Source organism: Streptomyces sp. NPDC048506 (assembly GCF_040651315.1).
GTDB lineage: Bacteria > Actinomycetota > Actinomycetes > Streptomycetales > Streptomycetaceae > Streptomyces.
This window is the reverse complement of record NZ_JBEZIX010000012.1, coordinates 46761-70678: the sequence shown is the minus strand read 5'-3', so window position 1 is coordinate 70678 and position 23918 is coordinate 46761. Positions and strand designations below refer to the sequence as shown.

Genomic DNA, 23918 nt, shown 5'->3' with positions numbered 1-23918 from the left:
GCAGGCGGCCACCCGGCAGCCGAGTCTGGAACACGGCTCGGTGCCGGACGACGTGTGGGGAGGAGGCCCCTCTCATGGGGCTCCTCCCCACACATCCGGCTGAACGAGAGGAGGAAGGAAGCAATGACGATCTCCTGGACTGCTGTTCTGCCAAGCTCCGAAAGCCAACCCGCACGGCGGCGCGTAGCCCCTGCCAAGGGTCGGCGACCTGGCTAGCGTCGCACTCGACCAACAGGCCAACACGCCGATATGCCCGTGCAGTTGTGCGAGATACCGCGAAGGAACCCCCTATGACCGATGTGACCGTGGGCCCCGACGAGAACCACGCGACCGAGCTGCGCAACAAGGTGGTCGACAAGCTCAAGGAGGACGGCACGATCGTGTCGCCCAGCGTCGAGGCCGCCATGCGCAAGGTGCCCCGGCACCTGGCCGTACCGGAAGCGTCACTCGATGACGCCTACAGCACCTACAACGCTGTGGTCACGCAGGAGGACGAGCACGGCAACCACACCAGCTCCGTGTCCGCACCGCAGATCCAGGCCATGCAGCTAGAACAGGCCGACATCCGTCCCGGCGACGACGTACTGGAGATCGGCACCAACGGGCCGAACGCCGCGTACATCGCCGAACTGACCGGTTCTACAGGGCAGGTCACCACCGTCGATATCGACCCGACCCCTGCCGCCCGCGCTCAGCAGTTCCTGGATGCGACCGGCTACACCAATGTGCGGGTCGTCGTTGCCGACGGCGAGAGCGGCGCTCCCGACCACGCCCCCTATGACGCGATCATCGTGACTGCCGGGGCATGGGACATCCCGCCCGCCTGGACCGAGCAGCTGAAGGACGGCGGCCGGCTCGTCCTGCCGCTCCGCATCAACGGCCTGACCCGCACTTACGGATTCGTGCGGCAGGGCGACCATCTGGTTGCCACCAGCGCCCACGTGTGCGGCTTCGTGTCGGTGCAGGGCGCGGGCTCGCACAAGCAGCAGGTGATGCAGCTGCCCGGAGACAAGGGGGTCACGCTGCACTTTGACGAAGGGGCGCCCGCCAACCCGTCGCTGCTGGAAGGCGTTCTGGACACGCCCCGCGCCGAGACGTGGACCGGGGTGACCGTTGGCAGCCGTGAGCCCATCGGCACCCTTCAGATGTATCTGGCGACGCACGTGCCGACGTATTGCAGCATGACCATCGACCCCGAGCTGAGTACCGGTGCCATCGGTCCCACGGGCCTCGGGTTCTCCATGGTCGCTGTCGATGGCCCGAACTTCGGATACATCGTGGTTCGCCGCGACCCGGAGAAGAACAACGCGGAGTTCGGGTTCCACGCCTACGGGCCTGACGGGTCCGGCTTTGCCGAGCGGCTTGCCGACATCGTCCGCACTTGGGGCAAGGAACACCGCAACGCTCCCGGCCCCCAGATCGCCGTCTACCCGGCGGCCACGCCCGATGACCGGATCCCCGGCGACCGGATCATCGACAAGAAGCACAGCCGGATCTCAGTCTCCTGGCCGGTCGCGTAGAACGCGGCGCCGGGCCAGGTCGTCCTGCACCATCCCATCGGACAGAAAGAGTGATCACATGACCACTGCCGTACTCGACCGTGCCACCACGCTGAACGTGCTGCCGGGCGGTGACCTCGCCGACGACGAGTTCCAGCTGGACGTTCACGTCGTCGTCTCCGAGAGCCCCATCACCAATCTGAACTGCCCCACCAGTGACGGCTGCGGTGACACCTGCGCCAACGGCGCCAGCTCCTGCGTCTCCACGATCGAGGACGCCGCCTGACCGAACCTCCCGGTCACGTCGCTGGGGTGGCAACCGATGGTTGCCACCCCGGCAACACCTCGCACCCCATCAAGAAGGGGAACTAGTGGCACACGGATCACCCATCACTTACCAGTGGCAGCGGGGAGCCCTGCTGCGCGCCTCAACCGCTCCCCGGCAGATACCTGTGCCGGATCTCGATCTGCACGGCGCAGACATCCCCGCCAAGGGACGCGCGTGGCTGTCCGAGGTGTGGCACGCCCCGGTGCCGGACGCCGTGGCGGCCGCCAGTCCCGTCCTGTGCCAGCGAGTAACCGACATCCTCAACGGCACCCTCACCGACAGCCGTCGCATCCGTCGGGCCGTCAGGTCCGTGGCCGCGTACCTGCTCCGTTGGAATCACCGGCCGACGCCCTTCGGCGTGTTCGCCGGCGTCGCCCCCGTGCACGTGTCCACCTCAGCCCGGATCGACTGGGCAGGCGAATACGGGACAGTGCTCCGTCCCGATTCCAACTGGCTGACGGACGTCATCACCCGGCTGGAGAAGAGCCCCACCCTCCTTGCCCGGCTCACGGTCGTCGCCAACAACACCGGCCGGTCACGCGGTGACCGGCACGTCGTGGACGGAATGCCGACGGACGGGCACACCAAGAACTACGCCCCGGTGGAGCTGTCCATCCGCCGTACCCGGCCCGTCGCCGCTGCGCTCGGCGCTGCCCACACCCCGGTCACATACGACGCGTTGCTGCGCCATCTCGCCGAACAGTTCCCCACGGCGCGCCCGGAACAGCTCACCGGACTGATCTCCGACCTGTTGGCCAAGCACATCCTGATCAGCAGCCTGTGGCCCCCCATGACATCGATCGACGCGCTCGCCCATGTGTGCAGCCAGCTGGAGAAAGCCGACGCGGCCAGCCTCTCCGACGTCGCCGACCTCGCCGCCCAGCTCTCGGTCATCCGCGATCGAATCGACCGTCCCGACAGCTCGGTACCCTGGACACCCGGCTCCGGCCTTGTGCAGGACATGCAGCGCATCAGCCGCGTCGCGGCGGTCCCGGTGCTGGTCGACACGGTGCTGGACTGCACCCCTCACATTCCCGAGATCTTGCTGACCGAGGCGGCCGAAGCCGCCGGGATCATGCACCAGTTGTCGCCCCACCCCTACGGGTATCCCCGCTGGCGTGACTACCATCATCGGTTCCTTGAGCGGTACGGCAGCGGCGCCGTTGTCCCCGTACTGGACCTGACCGCCGACAGTGGGCTCGGCTTACCTGCGGGCTACCTGGGATCCGAACGCGCCCGGCCGCCGTACCAGCTAACTGACCGCGATGAGAAGATCCTGCGCCTCCTCCAGGAGGTGAGGCTCGACGCTGGCAGAGAGCTTGTCCTCACCAGGGCGACGATCGCCGACCTGACTGCCGACCACGCAGAACCGCTCTTGCCTGTACCGCGGGCAGAGATAGCCGTAGAGATCCACGCCCCCACACCGGCAGCCGTTCAGCGTGGTGACTACCGGCTGCTGGTCACTGGAGCTCCTCGGCCGGGCAGCAGCATGTTCGGCCGGTTCGCCCACCTGCTGCCGCCATCCGCCCAATCCGTCCTCTCCGACAGCTACGCGACCGCCAGCCCCGGCGCGATCCCTGCCCAGCTGTCGTTCAGCCCACGCCGCCGTCGAAACGAGAACGTCGCCCGCGTCACGCAGTTGCTGTCTCACACGATCCCCGTCGGCGAGTACCACGAACCTGGCCCCGGCGTGATTCCCCTTGGCGACCTGGCGGTCACCGCCGATGCCGACCGCTTCTACCTGGTGCGCCCGTCGACCGGGCAGCACATCGAGCCCCGCGTCCCTCACGCGCTGGAAGCGTCCATCCACACGCCGCCGCTCGCCCGGTTCTTGGCAGAGATCAACACGGCCCGCAGTGCCGCGTACAAGACGTTCGCCTTTGGTGCCGCCGCGACGCTGCCGTACCTGCCGCGGGTCCGATACAAGCGAACCGTTCTCGCGCCCGCCCGCTGGTTGCTCTCCTCCGACGAACTTCCCCCACGCTCCACACCCATGGCCGACTGGGCGAAGGCTCTGGATCGGTGGCGCGCAAGGCTCCACGTCCCTGGCCGCGTTGCCCTCGTCGAAAGCGACCAGCAGCTGCCCATCGACCTTGACCAGCAAATTCCCCGCGCACTGTTGCGCGCCTGCCTGGACCGCACCCACCTCGTCGAACTGCGGGAAACCCCCACGCCGCACGACCGGGCATGGATCGGCCGCTCTCACCAGCTCCTCATCCCCCTGGCGAACTCCGCTCCCGCCGGCGTCCTCCCGTCTCTTCCTGAGCGCATCACCATGAGCCCGCTAATGCCGGGCCGGTCCACCGTCCTACACGCCCGCCTGTATGCCCACCCTCAGCGGTACGCCGAGATCATCACCGGCCACCTACCCGGACTGTTCGGCCAGTTCGAGAGTGCACCGCGCTGCTGGTTCCTGCGGCACCGCGATACCAGCACCCCGGACTCCGACCAGTACCTTGCGCTGCATCTGAACCTGGCCACCTCGGACGACTATGGCCCCGCCGCCGCGCTGCTCCACGACTGGGCTGCCGCCCTGCACCACCAGCGTCTGGCCGCCCGCCTGGAGCTGACCACTTACCTGCCACAGGCCGGCTGCTACGGACACGGCTCCGCGCTCGACGCCGCACACGATGTCTTCGCCGCGGACTCTGCCGCATGCGCCGCACAGCTACGCGCCGCCCCCGACGGTCCGGCCTCGCAGGCTCTGACAGCCGCCAGCATGTACGACCTTGCCGTTCAATTCCTTGGCGACCCGAGCCAGGCCGACGCCTGGCTGACTCGCACCCTGCCCCACGAACACGGCCCCCTCGACCGGGACCTGACGCGCGAGGCCATCGCGCTGTCCACTCCCGACCGGACGCACCTGCTGTCTCTGCCCGCAGGCCGGGACATTGCCGACGCCTGGCAAGACCGCGCCGCCGCCCTGCACACCTACCGAAACGAACTGGCCTCCCAACGCGACCCGCATACCGTTCTGCGATCCCTGCTCCACCACCACTGCAACCGAGCGCTGCCTATCGACTCCGACCACGAACGTTCCACCGGCCGACTCGCGCGAGCCTGCGCCTTACGCCACGCGGAGGGACGCCAGTGACCACCACAACCGACCCGACCGCAGTCGTCGACGCCATCGCCCGGTCCCTGGCTGCACCCCACCAGCCGCCGGAAGACCAACCCTGGCAAACGCAGTCCATGGCCGTGGGCGCAGCCGGTACCGCCCTATTCCACATCGAACGCGCCCGCACCGGACGTGGCACCTGGCGCCAAGCCCACACCTGGATCACGGCCGCCGTCTCCACGGACGTCATCGCAGCTGACACCACCGGCTTGTACCTGGGTGTCCCAGCCATCGGCTTCATGCTTCTCTGCGCCGTCACCGACGACTCGACCCGCTACCACCAGACGCTCAACGCCATGGACAGGCACGTGGCCGATCTCGCCCACCGCCGGGTCGACTCCGCTGACAACCGCCTACGCAGCGGACGTCACTCCACCTTCCACGAGTACGACGTCTTCTACGGGCTGACCGGCATCGGCTCCTATCTGCTACGCAGCGCCCCCAGCGGCACCGCCATGGAACGCATCCTCACCTACCTCGTTGCGTTGACCCGTCCCGTCCGCGACGCCGACCACGAACTGCCCGGCTGGTGGGTCGGCCACGCTCCCGACCTCACCACCTCCGATGACTTCCCCGGCGGGCATGCCAACCTGGGCGCAGCGCACGGCATCACCGGCCCGCTGATGCTGCTCTCTCTCGCCCACCGCCAGGGCGTAACCGTGGATGGCCAGGCCGAGGCAATCGCCACCATCGTCGGCTGGTTGGACGAGTGGCGGCAGGACGGCCCCTCCGGACCCTGGTGGCCGGAACACATCACCATCGCAGAACTGCGCGCGGGCCGCACCCGGCGGACGGGGCCCGCCCGCCCGAGCTGGTGCTACGGAACACCCGGCATCGCCCGTGCTGGGCAGCTTTCCTCGATCGCCCTCGGCGATGCCCGGCTACAGCATCAGTTCGAGCACGACATGGCCCGCTGCCTGACCGACCCGGCGCAACTGAACCGACTCACCGACGGAGGGCTGTGCCACGGCTGGGCAGGCGTCTACCAGACTGCCTGGCGCGCGGCCCGCGACGCCGCCACCCCGGCTCTGCGCGACGCCCTGCCTGGCCTTGCCGCCGCCCTGACCCTGCACGCTCACCCCGGCCCCGACCCTGGCCTCCTGCAAGGCAACGCGGGCACCGCCCTCGCCCTGACCACCGCTGCCCATGACGCTGCACCGACCTCGGGATGGGACGCATGTCTCCTGATCGACTGAACCAGCCCGCCCGCCTGGAAACGACCCTGCACGCCGTGCTGGAGGTCCTGGCCGGCGCCAGCACGGAAAGTGCCGCAGCCCACGCCGGGCTAGAACCCGCCGACCTGGATGCCGCCGTCGCCGTCTACCAACAGGCGGGACAGCATGCACTGGCCCAGCAGGCGGGGCCCCAGGAATGGCGTCAGCTGTACGTCCAGTTCACTGACTGGGATAAGGCCGAGCAGGCCGCCGCCGACCACATCGCTCCCGCCCTGGACCTCGCCCAACAGGACGGGCTGATCACGGGCTGGTGGTTCATACGCAAGCACCCGTGCTGGCGGCTGCGGCTGCTCCCCGCCCCCGGGACGCAGCTTCCCTCGACACTGGCCGACACGCTGGACGAACTCACCGCCGACGGACGAGTCCACCACTGGTGGCCAGGCATCTACGAACCCGAAACCGCGCCGTTCGGCGGCGACACCAGCATGACCATCGCCCACACCCTGTTCCACGCCGACAGCCGCGCCATCCTCACCACACCGCAAGGGGGCCTAGGCCGCCGGGAACTGTCGCTGCTGCTGTGCGCCACCCTGATGCGCGCCGCAGGGCTGGAGTGGTACGAGCAAGGCGACGCCTGGCACCGCGTCATCATGGAACGCCCCCTCCCCCCGGACCTTCCGGCCGCCAAAGTCCATGCCATGGCTGGGAGCCTGCGGCAGCTGCTCCTCGCCGACACCAGCGCCACCGGCACCATGCTCCAGTCGGACCGCACGCTCAAGCCCGCCGCCGACTGGGTCCGTGCGTTCCGGCATGCGGGAAGGGATCTCGGCACAGCCGCCCGGAACGGAAGCCTCGACCGCGGCTTGCGCGAGGTCATCTCCTACCACGTGATCTTCCACTGGAACCGGATCGGTCTGCACTCCCGCACCCAGAGCGTTCTCGCTCACGCGGCCCGCACCGCGATCCTGCACCCCGTTGCCTCCACGGAAAGGCCGATGCCGTGACCGCGCCACCCCCACAGGTTAGGTTCCACCGGTTCGACAGGCGGTTCCCTCTGGTCAGCCGGTCCCACCTGGTCTACCCCAGCTTCGCTGCCCGGGTCGAAGAGGTACACGCCTGCGCGGAGAAGTCGACACAGGACAGGCCACTCCTCGACCGGATCAATCTCGCATGCGCCACCTGGAACCTGTCCTCACTCATCGCCTCCGACTGCGGCCTGACCGACCTGGCAACAGACCTGTGCCTGCGTCAGCTCCGCCTTTTCCAGCCGGCATGGCCCGTCACCGGGGACACCGCCATCGCCTGCCTCCAGCCAATCGTCAACCTGGTACGGCTGACCACCCGAGCGGGAGACCCACAGGCCGCCTACCAGCAGCTGATGAACGTCCATCGCGCCGTGCACGACGGCGGCACCGTGACCGTCCAGGGCCACCCCATCGACTTCACGGGCTTCACGACTGATGCGACCCGGGACCACATCCAGCCTTGGCTACGCACCGTCCTGCTCGAAGACGGCACCCGGCTCCTTGCCGCCACCGGCCAATGGTCACAAGCGGCAATGCACGCAACCGTCTACGACGAGGCCCCTGAGCGCCTGCACGACAGCAGGCAAGCACACGTCATGGCAAGCCTGCACACGGTCGCCCCAGACACAGCCAACTCCCTGATCAACAAGGCAACGATCACTGAACCGTGGGAAAGAGCCGTCGCACAGATCCTCCGCCACTACGCCGACCGCCTTGCGAGCCGCGCCACGGCAGACGGGTTCACGGCTGTGGCACGCGCCGTGCAGGATGCCCTGGAGCCGGCCCCGCCGCACCTACGCATGTTCCGCGTGAGACTGGTCCTGGCGACGATCGATCTGACTCCCGAAGGCTGCGAAGCCCAGGCACAGCCCCTGCACCACGCGATCGTCAACGACACCACGCAGGCGGGCGATGCCTACTCTGCGCGCGAGATCCTGCGCCGGTCCGTCCTGCCGGTCAGCGAGCGGTCACACCGTGAGTTGGAAGCGATCGTCCGCGACGGCGGGCTCGGTCAGGGAATCCTGCCGGACTCGGTGTTGTCCACGCTGATGCAGGCCGTGAGCACAGCCGAAGAGAGCCTCGTGCACTGCCTCGCCGAGGGAGGGACGACTTCGCCGCATTCGTGGCGGCCGGGCATCAGCTGAGGCAACGGCCGCCAGCGGTCAGCTGGTGCGCATGGGCTGTGCGCGGTCGCCGCTCACTGCGATCGCGAGTGGTGCTCTGCCATAACCACGAGCCGATCAGCCTCCGGAACCTCATTCGTCACAGGCGCTTCAGACGTCGGCGATTCGGCCAATCCTCCCCTCCCGAGGCTGGCCCCAACGCGGCGTCCACACGTTCGACCCCTTGCGTTTCAAGGACCCCAGCGCGTCTGGAATCGAGCGCGTTCGATTCTGGCGTCGCGTCGTTATGCCGTGCACCGCCGAGCCATCCAGGTGCGGCACCGACCCCAAGGAGGGATGCAGGTGACTGTTTCTGACGCCTCGACTGCAAACGCGGAGATGCCGCCCCCTCCACCTCCAGCCCACCTCAGCTTCGAGGGGCAGCACGCCAAGAACCCCCTGGCAGAGGCCAGTTTTGCGAAAATGTGCGGGCGGCTCCCCTCAGTGCTACGGCACACCGTGCACAGGGCCTGGGCCGTGGACCGGACCGCCGTAGTGCTCCTGCTCGCCTGCCAGGTCCTCACCGGAGCCTCGGCAGCCCTGCTCCTCGCATTCACCGCGAAGGCCATGACGCACATCCTCGGAACCGGGCAGGTATCCGAACGGCTGCATTCCGCGTTGCCCGCGCTCATCGTCGTCACGGCGGCCGCGGGGGTGGGCCGCATCAGCAGCGCCCTGTCCTCCTACGCCGACGGGAGGATCACACCGCTCCTGATGACGGAGGCGGACGTCGCTCTCGTATCTGCCGTATGTCGCGTCGAAGCCTCCACGTACGGGGAAGCCGGATTCTCCGACCGTCAGGAGGCCGCCGAGGTCGGCGTCACGCGCACACGGATGATGGTCCAGGACGCCCAGCGGTTCATGGCGGCCCTGGTGCGCATGATCGCCGCGGGCGGCGTCATCACGGCGCTGCACTGGATGATGCTCCCGCTCTTGCTGCTTGCCGTGCTCCCGGCCGGCCTGGGCGCCGTACTCTCTGCGCGGGTCGACTACGAGACCCACTATGCCAACGTCGGTGACCGCAACGTGCGCGGCACGATGCGCTGGTGGGCCACCTACTCCCGCTACGGCGACGAGGTTCGCGCCAACGGCATGACCGGCTACCTCATCTACTGGTACCGCGCCCTGTCCGAACGCATCGACGAACGCACCCTGACGGCAGCACCCCGCATGCTGCGCATCGTCCTGGCGACCAGCGCTCTCGGCGGAGTCTTCCTCCTGGGCACCTGGGTCACCCTCGCGTGGCTGGCCACCACCGGCCGCGTTGCCCTCCCGATCGCGGCCACCGCGGTGGTCGCCGTCCAGACCACGCTGGCGGCGCTGTCACAGTTCGTCATCTACGGTGCCGCGCTGTTCCACACCTCGCTGTACCTCGCAGACATGCAGTCATTCCTAGATACTGCCGCCGAACGCGCTCCCAAACGTGGAGAGCTGGGCATTCCTGACCAGGTCAAGGAGATCCAACTCGAAGACGTCGTGTATCAGTACCCAGGCAAGGATGACCCGGCCGTCGACGGCGTTTCGCTCACCCTGCGCCGCGGCGAAATCCTGGCCATTGTGGGCGAGAACGGGTCTGGGAAGTCCACACTCGCCAAACTGCTCACCGGCATCCTGCTCGCCGACAAGGGCCATGTCAGGTGGGACGGCGCCGACCTAGCCGACGCCGATCCCGACTCCGTATGGTCACGGACCGCCCTCGTCCCGCAGAACTTCGCCTGCTGGCCGCTGCGAGCCCGCGAGAACATCACCCTCGGGCAGCCCAAGACCTTCGATGACGAACTGGTGTGTGAAGCCGTCGATGCAGTCGGCATGCGGGAAGCCGTCGAGAAGCTGCCCAAACAGCTCGACACCCTGCTCGCCCGCGAACTGTTCGGCGGAGCCGAGTTGTCCGGAGGACAGTGGCAACGGCTCGTGTGCGCCAGGGCTCTGTACCGCAGGACCCCCCTGCTGATCCTGGACGAGCCGACGTCGCAGATGGACCCCCGAGGCGAGCATCAGATTTTCCTGGAGATCAAGCGGATCGCCGCAGAGCGCATGACGATCGTGGTGACACACCAACTTGAGAACACCCGTCTCGCCGACCGAATCCTCGTTATGCACGAGGGACGCGTTATCGAGCAGGGCGGATACGACGAGCTTGCCCATGCCGGCGGTTTGTTCGCTGAGCTCGTTGCCCTCGCCAAGGACCGGTGAGCATCGGTCCCCGCACCAAAGCGTGCAGCGAACCCGGCCCCTCTGTACGTCGCCCCGAGACGTACAGAGGGGCCGTTCGTCGGCTGAGGCTGGTGAAGCCGTTGGCTGTGAGTGCTAGGGACTATGCAGCGAGGAGGAGCGGCTTCCGGAGAATCCCAGTGGGGTTCTGCACGTCATCAGGGTCGGCAGCATGCTGCCGACCCTTTCCCTTGCGAGTGATGACGACGTGACTCACATCTCGGGTGTCACGGAGGAAGGCTCCGGGCTTGCGTTGTCGATGTTCCCGGCGCACCTGTCCCCGTACGGCGGAGGAGTGGCTCCTGCGGTCCGCCGGGGTGGATCGTCCACAAGATTCTGTGGCCTGGTTGCCGCTGGGGGCTTTCCCGTTGTCATCTGAGTGAAGACCTGGTCCGCTTCAGCGAGCCGGAGCAGCATCGTTCCATACGGGCCTTGGAGGTAGCCCGTCCGGTGCCCGTGGCGGTGCAGTTCCAGCACGGCTTGTACCCCGGCGTCGACCTCCGGCACGTCATCCGGCGGGACGAGGGCGTGCAGTTCCTCCTCCCATTCCCAGCCCAGATCGCGGAGCACGGTCCGGGCCTCTTCCTGCTCCCACCCACTTCGCGCCACGAGGCCGTGGCGGGGGTCCGTTGCGAAGACCATGTCGGGGTTCGTCATCATTCCGCCACCTCCGTGACTCGTTCCGAGGGCTTCGGTTCTTCGGAGCTATCAGTTACCTGTGCAGGCCAGGCGGCGAGCTGGAAGCGCGCCGGACGATCTTCGTGCCGCCCGACTCGGCAGTCGTCTCCGGCCTTGCCCAGGGCCTTGTTCATCCGTGTGAGGAATCGGTCGTACTGCTCGTGCCAGATCACGGACGAGCCCGCGTCTGTGTACGCGTCCCCCCTTGCGAAGGCCAGGGCCGCGATCTCGTACGCCAGGCCCTCGTGCTTGGTCCAGCAGGGCGGGATGACGTCCTGGGGCTGCCAGGCGTACCGGCCGTTCAGCCAGCGGCACACGGCATCGAGCCACGCGGGCATCGGTTCGATCAACTCCGCTGGCAGGGCGCCGAGGTCCCATGGGGCGGGGCCGTCGACCACGGACTCCTCCGCGCTCCGCTCCGCGATGTACTCCAGGATCAGCGCGGGCGGCTCGGGGAACGGCTCGAAGGCGGAAAGGGCGTTGGTCATGCGGCAGCCGCTCCTTCACGGCCGGCCCACGCGGCGGCGTGAGCCTTGGCCTGGTTCTTCTTCTTCGCGTTTCGCCGGGTTCGCTCGGCTTCGTTGGCGGCTCGCAGGTCGCGCACGTGATCCTCGATGTCGGTCCACGACTCCCACGTCCACATGCCGTCGAGTCTGGTGATGACCGGCGGGAGGTTGTCCGCGAGGACCAGGGCATGGCCCTCGGGCAGGCCCCTGATCTCGTCTCCTCGCAAGACCGGTTCGAGCGCCATGTGAGTGGCGGTCGAGTGGCCGCCGCGGTCTCCGCCGGACGTGGTCTTCGTCGTGCGCTCGCGTTCGACCTGACCGGACAGGTCTGACATGTCCTTGAGGAAGTCGGGGTCCTTGTCCCCGCTGAAGACCACAACGTTGTTGGTGAAGGCGGCCAGCTCCTTCGCCGTGTCCTCACCGAAGCGGGCGCGGGCGGATGCCCAAGCCTGGAGTCCGTAGATGACGGTGATGCCACGGCCGCGGCCGTCGGCGACGCGTTGCCGCAAGCTGGGGATGGGCGCGATGTTCGGCGCCTCGTCCAAGGCGGCGAGCAGCGCGGGATCGAGTCGCCCGGCCGGGGAGGCGATGGCGTGAGCCTCCGCGAGGTCCAGCAGGTCTTCGGCTATTGCGGTGGTCAGCGGGGCGACGCTGTTCACCTCCGAGTCCTTGCCCAGCAAGTAGAGGGTGCCCCCGGCGTCGAGGAACGCGTCGAAATCCGTCGGGTCCTCGCCTTCGCCCTGGAGAGCGTTGACCACCGACTGGTGCATGAAGGGCTCAAGCGCCGCGTCGAGCGTGCTGGCGGTGTTGCCGACGGTGCGGCTGTCGCCGGAGGTCGCCGTGCGAAGCATGTCCGCCCAACCGGAGCCGGCGCCGGGGTGAGCATCGAGGATGCCGAGGGGGGCCGGGTCGGTGAGCTTGCGGCTCCACCGCAGTACCCAGTCCAGGGACGCGCCGTCGAGAGCGGCAGCGTGGAAGAAGGCGGCGAGGATCTTGGACGCCTGCCCCTTGTAAAAGGCGCTGCCCTCGCTGGACTGTGCCGCGCTGTTGGGAGTGCGCGAGCCTGCGACGAACGCCTTGGCCCTCATCATCGCGACTTCCGTTTCGGACGCGCCGTTGATTGGCGTCCACCGGAACTTCGGGAGGCTCGGAGCGATGTTCTGCGGGTCGAAGACCGCGACGGGGCGGCCGTCCCGTCGCCGGGCGTCGAGGGTCAATTCGACCAAGTCGGGCTTGGTCGAGGTGGCCAGGACCGGCCCGGCCCAGTTGCGGACGAGCGGTGCGAAGAACCGCAGGGTCTTTCCGCTGCCCATGGGGCCGATGACCCGGCATGCCTTGTCGGCGCGGGACCACAGCTCGACTCCCTTCGGGCGTTGCGAGGTGCCCAGCGAGTAGCCGAAATCGTGAGGATCGAGGGGGTGGTGCATGACGTGCTCCGGAACGAGGTGAGAGACGAGGAAGGGAGAGGTCAACGAGCGGCCGAGCCGTCTTTCGCGAAGCTCACTCCTGATGCGCGGGCCGGTCGGCCGTCGTCGCTGGTGAGGGAGGGGCGGATCTCGGTGGCCCGCAGGACCGCCTTGGCCGACAACTGGCGCTTCAGCTGTCCCTTGCTCGCGAATCCGGCGTTGCGTCGGCTCCGGTTCAGCAGGACCCAGACCGTGACCAGGGCCACCGCGCACACGACCGTCAGGGCGTACAGGGCCAGGGTGATTCCGCCGGGCATGATGTCCACTACTCGGCCCTCCGCGCGGCGCGGGCCGCCAGGTAGCGCATCCGCCGACCGCACAGCCGCGACAACGAAGCGTCGGGCCCGGCACAGCGCGGGGGCGCTGTGTGAAAGGCGCTGTGCAGGTCCTCGGCGGCTCGCCAGATGTGGGTGACGGCCGTGCGGACGCGGCCCCCGGCGGCGGAGTAGTCGCCGTGGTCCAGTACGACGGCCAGCGCCTTCGTACGTCGGGCGAGGTCGAGCGCTTCGGCGTGCAGCTGGTCGATGTCCTGTCGCGCCGCGTGCTCGTCGGCCGGGAGCGTGGTGTGGTCGGGGGTGATGCTCATGACGGGGGCGCGCTCCGAATCTGAGTGGAAGGGGTAGGCGGCGGAGAGGTGGCGGTGCCTGCTCATTCGGTGTCCGGGGAGGTGCTGGTCAGGTCGGTCATCGAGCCGGAGGAGAAGCACAGGTGCTGTTCGGCCTCGACCAGGAGGTGTTGGACGCCGGGATAGATGACTTCGCCGACCTTCCACAGTGCGATCCCGCGGCGCAGGCGCATGATGTGCTCCGCCGTCCAGGCCGGCAGGCCCAGCCGGGTCACCGTCGCTTCCGCCTCGGCCTTCTTCTGGCTGTAGATCACGATGGTGTCGGCCATCTTCAGGGCCGCTTGGGTCTCCGGGCTGTCATCAATGTCCGACAGGTGATGGACGATGAAGATGCAGGACAGGCCGTAGCCCCGTGCGAACTTGAGGAACTTCTCCAGCAGTGAGGCGAGTTGGGGTGTGCCGAGAATGTGCCAGGCTTCCTCGCAGACGAGGATGCGCTTGCGCTGGGTGTAGCGGCGGCAGCCGGATTCCGGGTTCGGGCCCAGCTCCCAGGCTCCGGAGTTCGCGTCGACCACGATGCGTTCGTGCTGTCCCGGCTCCGTCCCGCATTCGCACAGCGGGCGCAGCCACACCTCTTCGAGGAAGACGCTGATGACGGCGACGAGGATGGTCATGGCGACGCCGCCGGACGGGACCTTGGTCAGGTCGAAGACGATCATGTCGGCGTCGAGGTCCACGCCGAGGCTGGTCGGGCCGTCGAGCATGCCCGTAAGGTCCCCGGTTGCGTCTTGCTCGCTTCCGCAGAGCCGGTCCAGGACGTAGGACGCCTCCAGGCCGTCACCGAGGAGTTCGTCCCGCGTCCGCTGCTTGGCCGTCGCATCGGACTCCTCCGGGGACCGGAGTGCGGCGGCGACGTCGGCGAGGACCGGGGTGCGGCCGAGGTCGCCCGCCCGCTGGTGGGCCCGGCGGATCGCGATCCGCAGAGCAGAGCCGGCGAATTCGTCCAGGGCCTTGCCGAGCCCGAGTTCAACGATCGTGCGCACCAGCTCGACTTGCCGCTTGCCCGCGATGGCGGGGTCCATGGGATTGATGCACGAGGCGCCATGGCCACCGCCGGGGGCGAACTTCACCGGGGCCTTGCCGGTGAGCGAGCGGCCGAGCGCGGCCCACTCGCCTTCCTCGCGCTCCTTCTGCTCCTTGGTGTCGAGGACGACCACCTGTCGGCCGAGGCGGATCTGTCGCGCGGTGTACGTCTTGGTCAGGGCCGACTTCCCCCGGCCGGTGTCACCCATCACGATCATGTTGCCGCCGGGCAGGCCGTCGCCGAAGGCGCTGAAGGGGCAGTAGATGAACGCCTTGCCGGAGTAGAGTTCCCGGCCGATGATCGCGCCCGCAGTGCCAAGGGTCGGCGGTGCGATGGGCAGGTACAGGGCCTGGCTGGTGGTCGTCTCGGTGTAGAGGGGACGGCGCACCGTCTCGTGCATCGGGGACAGCGGGGCGAGGTCGAGCAGGTCAGTCACTTGATGCCTCCGGCGAGGGGGAGGGTCGTGGCGAAGGCGCGAGCGTGTTCGAGGTCGAGCCATTCGATCCGGAGGTGGGCGTTGCGGGCGCGGGAAGCGGTGGTGCGCTTCGTGCGCTCCAGTTCCCCGGCACTGCGCGAGGAGATGGTGATGTAGCCGACGACAGCGGAGCCGGCCGCGCCAGAGGAGGCCAGGGCCATGCCGCGTGATCCGGTGGCGCTGGCGGCAATCTGGTCGCGCGGGTCGATGTTCTTGCCGCGCTTACGGTCGCGGTCCATCTCGGCCTGGTTGTTCGTGTCTTCCGCGAGCATGCGCTCCACGGCTTTGTCGTTGGGTTCGAGCTGCTGCGTGATCGAGATTGTGCGGATGACGTCGGGCATCCCGATCAGCAGGGGCGACAGGAAGTCGGGGCCGACGGGGGTGGTGGGCCATCCGACGACGGCGGCCGTGGCGTGGTACCAGCTCTCGGTGGAGCCTGCCGCACGGGTGGCTAGGTGGGCGCCGTCGCGGACATCGACGTTGCGGGGGAAGGCGTGCGCCTGTGGGAGGTCGGTGTCCCAGATGGCGTGATCCGGGTCGTAGCTGTTGCGGATGAACGCGGTCATCCGGCCTTCGTCCAGGGGTGCAATCACGGAGAGGTCGGCGTCCTCGGCGCGGGACCACAGCTCATCCAGGTACGCGGCCATGGCGGCGGCGACTCCTTCGTCACCGGTTCCGCGGGCGGCACCCTCGGCCGCCAGGTCGCGGGTGAACTTCGCGTGGATGGTGATGTAGTAGCGGTGCTCCTCCGCAGAAGTGGACACGGCGTTGGCCAGCACGTCGTACGAGTCCTTCAGCCACTGCGGAGCGTCCGTCGTCGCGGCCGACTCGTCGCGCTGCGCGATGAACCGTTGGTGGGCGTAGGGGTCGGACTTCATCTGCCGGGCAAGGACCTGAATCCGCTTCACCGGGTGCTCTTCAACGTTGCCGAAGGCGTCCAGGAGTTCGCCCCAGCGCTCCAGGGCGACGACCTGTTCACCGACCTCCTTGCCGCCGAGGCCGGGCGAGGCGATCTCCAGGGTTGCCGTGACGCACCCAGCCTCCGGCTGGAGGACCACGACGGCCTGCTGTCCGCGGACCGTGACCGGCACCCACGTCATCCCGGTGACGCCCTCCGGCTCCGCCAGGGCGGTGTCCGGCGGGGTGCCGTCGTGGCGCACGCCGGCCTCGAAGGCCGGGGACACCCACACGCCGCCAGTCCGGCGGAGCGCCTTGCGGTGGTAGCGGTTGATCCGCCACCAGCGGTACAGCGTGCGTCGCTGGGACGTGCCCCTGGGCCGATACGGGGCGTACACGATGACCAGGGCGAGCAGGATCGGCAGGACGAGGCTCGTCGCGGCGATGGCCGTCACGCCGTTGAAGAGGTAGCCGAACAGGATGCCGGTGACGGCACCGCCACCAAGGACGACCTGTTCGCCGAGGTCGCGGCGGCCCACCAGCCCCGTGGGACGGTGCTTTCCGAACTGATACGTACGAGTCGACATGGAGGGTCACTGATCCTTGCTGGGGTTCGGTCGTCCGGGGGCCTGGCCGCCCGAGGGCCGCGGAGGCGGCGGGGGTGTGACGGAGGGCCCGGAGCCCGAGGTGGTTCCTGATGCGGACGAGGGGGAGGCGGGCGGCGTCGGACCGGCGGTTCCCCGGCCGGGCGACGGTGGCGAGGGCGGTTGAGCAGTGCTCGGTGCCCCGTTGGCTCCCGGTGGGCGTCCGGCCGACGCGTGGCCACCGGCCGAGGACCAGTCAGGGGAAGAGCTGACGACAGGGTCGGATGTCGCTCCCTGGGGACGAGCGGCGGCCGGTGCGCCGGACGTGCCGGCGGTGTCACCGCTGCCCTGTTGGCCTTCGGGCTGATCGGGCTTGCCGCCGCCTGCGGCGTCGGTGCCCTGCGCGCCCGGGGAACTGGTGGCCTTGTTCTTCGCCATGTCGACGCCGGCCTTCGCCACAGCGGCCCCGGCAGCAACCGGGTTGGCCGCAGCCGTTCCGCCGCCCATCTTGGCGCCAGCGGTCTTGGCCCCCGCGGTCTTGGAGCCGCCGCCGACCAAGCTGTCTTGCACGCGGGCGCCCATCGCCCGGTTGGCGTGCTGGGCAGGTCCGTCGACTGCGGCGGCCGGGCCGGAGGACTGGGCGGCCTTGCGGTCGTGGTGGAGCTGGGCCATCTCGTCGCCGAAGGCGGGCACCCACTTGTAGAGCGTGGCGGACGCGAAGACCGCCAGGAGCAGGATCAGCGCTCCGACCAAGATCTTGGAGACCGCATCGGACATGCTCCCCGAGGTGTCACTCAGGACCGCGCCGCCGAGGCCCAGCAGGGCGAACAGCACGGGCTTCGACAAGCCGACGGCGAAGAGGGCGCCGAACCACTTCTTGGACTTCCCCCAGAGATCGCGGTCAACCAGGCCCGCGTTGACGATGGGGCCCAGTGCGACAGCCACGTAGATGGCCGCGCTGCGGATCAGCAACTCGATCCACATCAACAAGGCACCGAACATCATGATGAGGTTGACGGTCAGCAGCTGACCCACACCCTCGGTGGGGTTCGCCGCCATGACCTTGAGGATGGTCCCCAAGAATGGCTTGAAGTTCGATGTCGCATAGGGCTCGAAGACGGCCGTGACCTCGTCAATAGCCTTCATCAGCAGCGCGATTGCGCCCGGCGTCATGGCGTTGACTACGAACTGAAGGAGCAGGAAGCCGATCGCCTCGGAGATCGCGGTGGTCACTGCGACTCCGCGGACCGCCCGCTTGGCCACGGCGATCAGCCACAGGGCGACGGTGAGCAGGCTGGAGGCGGCGAAGATGATCGCGTACTGCTTCAAGAAGCCGGGGCTCGTGAGGTCGATCTTCGTGGTGTTCTGAATCAGCTCCAGCATCTTGCGCAGGAACCAGATGTTGGCCTCGGTGAGCTTTTGGAGCAGGAAGCCCAGCGGGTCCTTGACGAAGTCGATGGCCGCCTTCGCCTCGCACACCATCGGTATGTAGCAGAAGGGGTTGGCCACCGCAGACGGCACGAAGATGAACCCGATGATCACGTTGACCATGGCCACCGCTTGGAGACGGCGGCGCCAGCGGCCCGGTGAGCCCCGCTCGATGGTCAGGAGACCGGGTGCGTCGTCACGCAGTCGCAGGCGCATTGCTGTCACCCCCCACGTCCGCGAAAGAGTCGGCAGGGTCTGCCTCCTGCATGGCCGGCGGTGAGGGCACGAGAGGTTCGGACGGGGTGACGGCCGTCGTCTTCCAGGTGCCGTCCTCCCAGACCAGATCCACGGTCATCCGCAGGTAGGCGACCTGCGGGCGCTGCGTCTCGTCCTTCCCGGCGACGCCGCCCGCCGACGCGGTCCACAGTTCGACGCTCGCGGCCTGGTCGGAGTACGAGATCGAGCGGGTGGCGAGCGCCGCGGTCCGCGTGATCAGTTCACTTCCGTCGGCGGCCTTGCCGTCGGTACCGACCCCGCGGTTCTCCATGACCAGGCGAGCCGTCGAGTCGGTGTCGGAGGTGACCGAGTGCAGCACGCTGGACGCAGCGGTGGCAGCCAGCATCCGGTGCCGCCAGCCCTCATCGGTGAAGAACCGGGGATCGCCGTAGAGCATGGTGGCGCTGACCGCAGCGGCGCGAGCGCCACGCTCACTGTGTCCGTACGGGGCCGGGAAGCCGCGCTGGTCCTCGGCGCCGCTCAGCACGGGGTCTTCTGCAGCGTCCGGAACGTAGTCGGAGAAGTCCCCCGGCACGTTGGATGCCTGCCGCACGTCGATCGGAGCGACCAGGCCGGTCGAGGCCGAACTGTCCTTCAACTTCCAGTCGTTCGACTCCCAGACCAGCGTGACCGTCACCGACTGGAAACCCGCCTTGGGTGTCGCGTGCCCGGCCGCGCTGCCGTGAACCGTCGTCGTCCACAGCCGGACCATCGCCCTATGCGAGTCGAAGCCCAGGACGTGAGCCGAGAGGACACCGGTACGTGCGATGGTCTTCTTGACGGAGACCTTGGAGGCGTCGCCTCGAAGGGAGCTGACCGCGTCACCGGCGGTGTGGTCGGCCTTCTTCGCTGCCGCACCGGCCGTTCCCTTGGCCGCCATGACCGACACCGCGCGGCGTCGCGCGTCCTTGTCCGTGAGGAACTGCGAACTACCGGACACCGTGGTGTAGTTGGCTGCCGCCGCCTTGGCCCCTGACCGCGTGTGCGGGTAGCCGACCGAGACGCCGTCCAGCTCGTGAACGCCCGCTTCGCTCGTCTGCGGAGTCGAGTGGGCGGGTGCTGACGCGGCGGGGGCGGAAGCGGGCGGGGTGCCCGTGACCATGCTGACGATCACCCCGGCCGCGGTGACCACTGCCGCCCCTGCGGCGGCGATTCCCCAGAGCTTCGCCGACGGTCGGCGCGCTCCGGTGGACTCGGGGGAGGAAACCTTCCTCCGTCGGGATCGGGACGTCATGGGTCACACACCCATGCCGTAGGTGATGGCGAAGATGGTGCCGAAGGAGGCGACGAGGAAGACGCAGGCCAGGCCACCGACCATCATGCCCTTGCCGCGCGAGCTGTCCATCGTGGAGTGGCCCTCACCGAACCAGCCCTTGGACTTGCCGACACCGGCCAGGAACGCACCGGCCCCGACGACGAGGACGACGGCTGCGATGACGCCGAGGATCACCTTCGCCGTGCCGCCGAGCTTCCCGAAGGGGCCCCAGTCGGGCTTCACACCGGACACGACGTCGGCTCCGGCGGCGAGCGTGGAGTGCAGAGAGGGATCGGCAGCGGCAGAAAGGAGGTTGTGCATGTGAGATCCTTTGGTGCTTGGGTAGTTTTGGTATGTTTTGGCATGATTAGCCGACGTGGCGCATCGCGATGATCTGGGGTTTCCAGTAGCTGAGCGGCTTGATCCGCACCTGAGCGCCGGTGTGCGGGGCCTCGATGACCTGGCCGTCGCCGATGTACATGCCGACGTGCTCAGGCCCAGCGCTGCCGGGAACGCTGAACAGCAGGTCGCCCGGAGCGAGTTGGGAAATGCTCTTGACGGCGGTCCCGGAGTGGACCTGGTCGTACGTGACCCGGGGAAGATTCACGCCTGCCGCGGACCAGGCCATTTTGGTGAGCGAGGAGCAGTCGCAGCCGCCCGCGCCCTTGTACGGGGAGGTGCAGGTGCCGCCCCACTGGTACCAGGTGCCCAGGGCCGTCTTCGCGGCGGCGATGGCGCGAGCGGCGCCCTTGCCGGCCGGGGCGTCAGGGCTGACGGCGTCCGCCCATTTCGAGGCCAGCGCACGGATGTTGCGTACGTAGTCGCGGGTCTCGGGGTACGGCGGGATACCGCCGTACTTGATCACGGCGCCGCCGCCCGCGTTGTACGCGGCCAACATGTTGTCCGTTGAGTCGCCCGGCACCTTCTTGACCTCTTTGGCCAAGGTGCAGTCGTACGCGGCCTGCGCGGCGATGGCGTCGGCCGGGTTCCGGACGTCCTTGATCCCGTCCCCGTCGCCGTCGACACCGTGAGCGGCCCAGGTCTCAGGGGTGAACTGCGCAATGCCCTGCGCGATCGGGTTGCCGTCCTTGTCCTTGGACTCTGCTTTCGGGTTGAAGCTCGACTCCTGGTAGAGCTGAGCTGCCAAGAGCGAGGCCGTGACCTGCGGGCACTCGCCAGCGTGCTTGTTGATCAACTCGCGGACCCAGCCCGGTACCGGCGCGTCCGTCTTGATGCCGCCGCCGGGGCCGGTTTCCTGTGCGGAAGCGCTGTCGGCCCCGCCGAACGTGGTCAGCATGGCGACACCGCCGATCAGCCCGGCCGTGACGAGTCCCAGGCCAACTTGCGTGCCCTTGTTCATCGCGGCCGTCACGCCCAGGGCAAGGCGGTGACGCGCCAGCCCTTGGAGGTGTGTTCCAGGCGGAGCACGAGCTGTTCGCTGCTGCTTCGCGCGTGCCCGGACTTCGGGGTGGTCGTGAGGGTGTAGCTCACGCGGACGAGAGCGGAGGAGGCCGTCACGGCGGGTGCGCCGTCGGGGATGGCCGCTGACGTGATCTTGGCCGTCTGGTGCGCCTTTTCGGCCCGCAGGGCGGCCCATGCGGCGTCCTGGCTTGGACGCTTCTGTGCCAGAACGCCCGCCAGGTCCCCAGACGCGAGCCGGGCGGCCCGAGCGCCGGCGTCCGCGTATGAGTTGTCGGCTCCGTCGCGGGCGTCGTGCTCCGCGTAGGCCGCGGTGAAGGCGCGCGCCGTCCGCTCAACGTCGCTGGGGAGAGCGGTAGTTGCTGAAGTCTCTGTGGCGTTCGTGCTCGGTGAGGCTGTATCCGGGATGCCCGCCGACACAGAGTGTGGCTGCGCTGCCGATGCCGAGGTGTCGGGCTTGCCGCTGTTCGAGCTGGAGCAGCCGGACGACAGGAGGACCAGTGACCCAGCTACGCCTATTGCGGTTGATATGGGTATGAAACGGGTGGATCGAGGCATGCGGGGACCACAACCTTGGTGCAGGAGATTTCAGGAAGTGCGAGCGGCGCGGCCCCGCGGGGGCTGGGGGCCGCGCCGCTCCTTCGCAGGAGGGGGAATCCTGCTGCGGGCTCTACCGGCGATTGCCGGAGGATTTGAGAATCAGGCTGGAGCGTGTGTATCTCTCGACCTGTCTCTTCTGCGGAAGAGTTCGATCGCGTATCGCGTCAGGTCGGATTCCGGATTCGGTTTCAGCTCACGTACTTGTGCGTGATTGCTGAGCCGGGAGCGTTACTCATATCAAGGTCATCAGCCCCTTGCGTGATTCGAGGGAGATCGCGAATAGACCTCCGCGGCCTGAAAGTGCCTTGTGGCGTTGGCCGTGCCTGAATCCTTGCAGGGGTTCGCGGACAACTCGAATCAGCAAAAAAGCCGGAACTTAATTCCTGGAATTAAGTTCCGGCTTTCGCGGTGGAGGGGGTCGCGGCCCTATATGGAATGCTGATGAAGGTGCTCGATCGCCACGCCGAGCCACGGCGCGGCCGGGCCGGAGAGGAGCAGGGGCGCGCACACGCTGTACGAGAGCACGACCGCAGACGGCTTAGCGGCGATTCCAGACAGAAGCGCGTGGTCGAACGGCAGCCAATCATTGGTTCCCACCGGCAGGAGCCGCACGCCGACCGAGGTGAGCACCACTCGCGCCGCGGTGTGATCGCGCCACTGCGGAAGGGCGGAGTCCTCCGCCTCTTGACGCCGACGGGCGTCGAGGCGGCCGTTGGTCACCCACCGCCGGCCGAAGGTCGGGTGATCCTCGAAGTACCCATTCGTCGAGGACGGGTAGTCGACCTCCGTCCCGTAGAAGCGGGCGGCTGAGCACTGCGCGTCTGCGAAGGCGACTTCCCCGTCCGCAAGAGGAGGACCGTCCACTGGGACCGGCGTAAGTTCGCCGCCGCCCTGGAGGTGAAGCGCGAGTGCGGTGGCCGCCTGCGCGGCATCGGGCCGGGTCGTGTCCTGCCCCCGGTTTCGTCGGCGAAGCCACATGGTGGTCGTTCCTTCCTGATCAAGCGGGCTGCCCGGGGCCTCTATGGGGAGAACCAGAGTCCCCGGGCAGTCATGCGATGAGATCACCAGAGCGCACTGGAGGCGTCGGCGGGTGCCCGGCCTGCTGCCTCTTCCTCCTGCTTCAACCGAGCCAGCAGCACGCCCATGCGGTCGTTTCCGATCCGCTGATGTGCCCGGACGGCCTCCTTCACTGCGTCACGGCTGATCCGTCCCGCCTTCTCGGAAGCGGCCCGTGCGATCGGGAGCAGATCCTCCAGCCACTCGTCATCGGCCTCCCGGCCCTGCGGGCATTCCGTGTCGTCCGGGACGGATGGCTTTTCTCCGTCCGCAGGGGTGCGGACCGCCGTGGGCCCAGAGGGTTCGGCGCCTGCCGGAACTGCTGTGGTCGGCGTGTGGTCCGCAGGTCCACCGCTCGGTCCGTCCGCAGTCCTGCCTCCCGTCTCCTCTTCGTCCGCTTCTGCGGACGGGTGGGCCGCGGCGCCGTCCGTACGCGGTTCTTCCTCGGGCTGAGTCTCGGCTTTCCGCAGGTCAACGGTTGCGGCGGCGGTGTCCTGCCGTGCGGACGGACCGCCCGTCAACGGCCGTGGAGGCATCGGCGCCGGGGCTTCCAGTGGATGAGGACTCGGCCGGACTGCGACGCGTTCGAGCGTCGGAGTCTGTTCGCGGACCGGTCCGGGACCAATGTCAGCCCCGTCCGGGACCGCCCGCTCAGCCGTCCGCGCCATCAGGATGTAGAGGTGGACCGAGCCCGCCAGCGCGAGGGGCGCGAGCATCGACAGCACACCGACGACGCTGTCCGTAAGGTGCAGCGCGGACCGTCCGGCCTGCGGAGAATCGTTCAACGTGATTGCGTGCAGAGCGTTCGCGCCGAGGCTCGCCCCGGTCGCCGCGAGGAACAAGAACCAGGCGTAAAACCGCGCGGCGAACCGCTGGTGCCGAAGGAGCACGATCGCCCGCACGCCGTAGGCAATGAACCCGTCGATGAACACCGGGAACAGGTAGGACAAGATCTCCCTGGCGTGGATCGCGAGGGCGATCTGACGCAGTGCGTCGTACGAGAAGGCGAAGCCGGCCGCGCCGAGCAGGATGATCGCACTGCGGTCCCAGGCCGTCATTCCGCGCAGGCTGTAGCCCACTTGCCGTTCGGTCCTCGCCGCCGTGTCTATG

Annotated in this window: 21 protein-coding genes; 7 read left to right on the top strand and 14 right to left on the bottom strand. The window is 68.3% G+C overall.

The features are described from left to right. Positions 1–290: 290 nt before the first annotated feature. The 7 genes from fxlM (at position 291) to AB0C96_RS12030 (ending at position 10501) form a co-directional block, all read left to right on the top strand. A complete protein-coding gene (gene fxlM, locus AB0C96_RS12060) occupies positions 291–1520 on the top strand; it encodes a methyltransferase, FxLD system (RefSeq protein ID WP_362916312.1) in 1230 nt (409 codons plus the stop codon). A gap of 58 nt (positions 1521–1578) precedes the next feature. After that, positions 1579–1785, top strand: a complete 207-nt coding sequence (locus tag AB0C96_RS12055; protein WP_362916310.1) for an FxLD family lanthipeptide — start codon at positions 1579–1581, stop codon at positions 1783–1785. Positions 1786–1870: 85 nt separating this feature from the next. Then, positions 1871–4921, top strand: coding sequence for a lantibiotic dehydratase (locus AB0C96_RS12050; RefSeq protein ID WP_362916505.1), 3051 nt, complete (start codon positions 1871–1873; stop codon positions 4919–4921). Next, on the top strand, positions 4918–6141 hold the full coding sequence (locus AB0C96_RS12045; RefSeq protein ID WP_362916309.1) for a lanthionine synthetase C family protein: 1224 nt from the start codon (positions 4918–4920) through the stop codon (positions 6139–6141). Before AB0C96_RS12050 ends, AB0C96_RS12045 begins: the two co-directional genes overlap by 4 nt. Further along, positions 6123–7124, top strand: a complete 1002-nt coding sequence (locus tag AB0C96_RS12040) for a thiopeptide-type bacteriocin biosynthesis protein (protein WP_362916307.1) — start codon at positions 6123–6125, stop codon at positions 7122–7124. The genes AB0C96_RS12045 and AB0C96_RS12040 overlap by 19 nt, the downstream gene beginning before the upstream one ends. After that, on the top strand, positions 7121–8290 hold the full coding sequence (locus AB0C96_RS12035) for a hypothetical protein (RefSeq protein ID WP_362916305.1): 1170 nt from the start codon (positions 7121–7123) through the stop codon (positions 8288–8290). The genes AB0C96_RS12040 and AB0C96_RS12035 overlap by 4 nt, the downstream gene beginning before the upstream one ends. A gap of 315 nt (positions 8291–8605) precedes the next feature. Continuing rightward, positions 8606–10501, top strand: a complete 1896-nt coding sequence (locus AB0C96_RS12030; protein WP_362916303.1) for an ATP-binding cassette domain-containing protein — start codon at positions 8606–8608, stop codon at positions 10499–10501. Positions 10502–10732: 231 nt separating this feature from the next. Here the strand turns inward: AB0C96_RS12030 and AB0C96_RS12025 are convergent, their stop codons facing one another. The 14 genes from AB0C96_RS12025 to AB0C96_RS11960 form a co-directional block, all read right to left on the bottom strand. After that, complete coding sequence (locus AB0C96_RS12025) at positions 10733–11179, bottom strand: hypothetical protein (protein WP_362916301.1); 447 nt, start codon at positions 11177–11179, stop codon at positions 10733–10735. Further along, positions 11176–11685: a hypothetical protein gene (locus AB0C96_RS12020; protein WP_362916299.1), complete on the bottom strand. Its 510-nt coding sequence runs from the start codon at positions 11683–11685 to the stop codon at positions 11176–11178. The genes AB0C96_RS12025 and AB0C96_RS12020 overlap by 4 nt, the downstream gene beginning before the upstream one ends. Next, the gene (locus tag AB0C96_RS12015; protein WP_362916297.1) at positions 11682–13130 is read right to left on the bottom strand and encodes a TraM recognition domain-containing protein; all 1449 of its coding nucleotides are present in this window, start codon (positions 13128–13130) and stop codon (positions 11682–11684) included. The genes AB0C96_RS12020 and AB0C96_RS12015 overlap by 4 nt, the downstream gene beginning before the upstream one ends. Positions 13131–13171: 41 nt before the next feature. Next, the gene (locus AB0C96_RS12010) at positions 13172–13426 is read right to left on the bottom strand and encodes a hypothetical protein (protein WP_362916295.1); all 255 of its coding nucleotides are present in this window, start codon (positions 13424–13426) and stop codon (positions 13172–13174) included. A gap of 8 nt (positions 13427–13434) precedes the next feature. Then, positions 13435–13821 (bottom strand): DUF6238 family protein, encoded by a 387-nt coding sequence (locus AB0C96_RS12005; protein WP_362916294.1) that lies wholly within the window; start codon positions 13819–13821, stop codon positions 13435–13437. Beyond that, positions 13818–15254, bottom strand: coding sequence for an ATP/GTP-binding protein (locus AB0C96_RS12000; protein WP_362916292.1), 1437 nt, complete (start codon positions 15252–15254; stop codon positions 13818–13820). Before AB0C96_RS12000 ends, AB0C96_RS12005 begins: the two co-directional genes overlap by 4 nt. Beyond that, entirely contained in the window at positions 15251–16777 is a 1527-nt protein-coding gene (locus AB0C96_RS11995) for an SCO6880 family protein (protein ID WP_362916290.1), read from the bottom strand. Before AB0C96_RS11995 ends, AB0C96_RS12000 begins: the two co-directional genes overlap by 4 nt. Positions 16778–16783: 6 nt before the next feature. Further along, the gene (locus AB0C96_RS11990; protein ID WP_362916289.1) at positions 16784–18418 is read right to left on the bottom strand and encodes a hypothetical protein; all 1635 of its coding nucleotides are present in this window, start codon (positions 18416–18418) and stop codon (positions 16784–16786) included. Further along, the gene (locus tag AB0C96_RS11985; protein WP_362916287.1) at positions 18399–19712 is read right to left on the bottom strand and encodes a hypothetical protein; all 1314 of its coding nucleotides are present in this window, start codon (positions 19710–19712) and stop codon (positions 18399–18401) included. Before AB0C96_RS11985 ends, AB0C96_RS11990 begins: the two co-directional genes overlap by 20 nt. A gap of 3 nt (positions 19713–19715) precedes the next feature. After that, positions 19716–20054 carry a hypothetical protein gene (locus AB0C96_RS11980; RefSeq protein ID WP_362916285.1) on the bottom strand — a complete coding sequence of 113 codons (339 nt, stop codon included), beginning with the start codon at positions 20052–20054 and terminating at the stop codon, positions 19716–19718. 46 nt (positions 20055–20100) lie between these two features. Beyond that, the gene (locus AB0C96_RS11975) at positions 20101–21093 is read right to left on the bottom strand and encodes a bifunctional lytic transglycosylase/C40 family peptidase (protein WP_362916283.1); all 993 of its coding nucleotides are present in this window, start codon (positions 21091–21093) and stop codon (positions 20101–20103) included. An 8-nt stretch (positions 21094–21101) separates the two neighbouring features. Then, positions 21102–21572, bottom strand: a complete 471-nt coding sequence (locus AB0C96_RS11970) for a hypothetical protein (RefSeq protein WP_362916281.1) — start codon at positions 21570–21572, stop codon at positions 21102–21104. Positions 21573–22178: 606 nt separating this feature from the next. Continuing rightward, the gene (locus AB0C96_RS11965) at positions 22179–22730 is read right to left on the bottom strand and encodes a hypothetical protein (protein ID WP_362916279.1); all 552 of its coding nucleotides are present in this window, start codon (positions 22728–22730) and stop codon (positions 22179–22181) included. Between the two features lie 83 nt (positions 22731–22813). Then, on the bottom strand, positions 22814–23866 hold the full coding sequence (locus AB0C96_RS11960) for a DUF2637 domain-containing protein (RefSeq protein ID WP_362916278.1): 1053 nt from the start codon (positions 23864–23866) through the stop codon (positions 22814–22816). Positions 23867–23918 lie beyond the last annotated feature (52 nt).